The sequence below is a fragment of the Nguyenibacter vanlangensis genome (genome assembly GCF_013376155.1).
Classification (GTDB): domain Bacteria; phylum Pseudomonadota; class Alphaproteobacteria; order Acetobacterales; family Acetobacteraceae; genus Gluconacetobacter; species Gluconacetobacter vanlangensis.
On record NZ_JABXXP010000818.1, the window covers coordinates 1 to 1169 of the forward strand.

The 1169-nt window shown below is 70.2% G+C and carries 3 protein-coding genes; 2 read left to right on the plus strand and 1 reads right to left on the minus strand.

The features are described 5' to 3' along the window. The first annotated feature begins 17 nt into the window (after window positions 1–17). Both HUK84_RS19305 and HUK84_RS19310 read left to right on the plus strand, forming a co-directional pair. A complete protein-coding gene (locus HUK84_RS19305) occupies window positions 18–161 on the plus strand; it encodes a methylenetetrahydrofolate reductase (protein WP_317135319.1) in 144 nt (47 codons plus the stop codon). A 78-nt stretch (window positions 162–239) separates the two neighbouring features. After that, window positions 240–431: a hypothetical protein gene (locus tag HUK84_RS19310; protein ID WP_246285783.1), complete on the plus strand. Its 192-nt coding sequence runs from the start codon at window positions 240–242 to the stop codon at window positions 429–431. A 28-nt stretch (window positions 432–459) separates the two neighbouring features. Here HUK84_RS19310 and HUK84_RS19315 read toward each other — a convergent pair. Then, window positions 460–1169: DUF2459 domain-containing protein (locus HUK84_RS19315; protein WP_176641659.1), on the minus strand; the 710-nt coding region annotated here is incomplete at its 5' end.

Genomic DNA, 1169 nt, shown 5'->3' on the forward strand with positions numbered 1-1169 from the left:
AGCCGGGGGCGCGGGCGATGGTCACCACGGCGGTTGCCGCCGCGCTGTGCGCCCAGTTGCGCGCGGCGGGCGTGTCGCAATTTCATTTCTATACGCTGAACCGCGCGGACGCGTCGCTGGCGCTGTGCCGGCTGCTGGGACGGCGCGGCGGGGAATCATGACGGTGCAGGAACCGGTGCGTGGGCAATACGTTTGATTATATGCTTGTTCATGCACCCTTTTGCGGAAGGTCTTCCGATATGTCGGCCGCTTTCTCCCTGCGCCGTCCCTGCCTGCTTGCCGTCCTGGGTTTGAGCCTGCTGCCGCTGGCCGCGTGCAGTTCCTTCAGCGGCGATGGCGACGACCATCCGCCCCGCGCGCATAATGTGATCGTCGTGCCGCGCGGCACCGACGTGGTGTGTCCGGACGGCACCCAGCCGCCCTGCCCCTGAATGAATCGCCCGGATGGGTCGCGCGCGTTCATCGCGCGCCGTCCGGCGGCGGGGGTGGAAGCGGGCAGAGCCGGCGGGCGGCCTGCCGGCCCTTGCGCATGACCTGTCCGGCGAAGATCGCCCGGCCGTCGGGTATGGGCAGCCCGGCCTGCCGCAGGGCCTGCTCCACCCATCCGTTGCAGGTGTGGAACAGGGTGTAGCGGCTGCGCGCCGCGTAGAACAGGCTTTCGGGCAGGTGCCCGACCGCCACCAGGCGCGGCCGTTCTTCTCGCCCCGTAGTTTCCTGCCCCAACGTCCCCTGGCCCAACGTCCCCTGGCCCAACGTCCCCTGGCCCGATGTTCCTTGCCCCGTTGTTCTTTGCCCTGGCACCAGATCATCGCCGATGAAGGCGGAGAGGCGCGCCATCCCGGCGGGCGGGAGCGGCAGAATGACGACGGTGCCGGGGGCATAGGCCTGCGGCGGCGCGACGGTCAGGGCGAAGACCTGGATGACGGCCGGGCCGGGGAACGGGCCGATCAGATATTCTTCCGGGCTGGAGGCCGGGGCGGTGAAGAATGTCTTCTTGCCGTAGCCGAACAGGATGGTGCGCGCGCCGGGGAAGACCTGGCGGAAATAGGCCAGCGGCCCCGTGAGGTCGCCCGCCGGGATGCCGATTTCGGTGTGCCAGCCCCGGTCGACCAGGTAGAGCGGCAGCGTGTCGGGCGGCAGGGGGTCGCAGGAGGGCGCCGGCCCCGGCG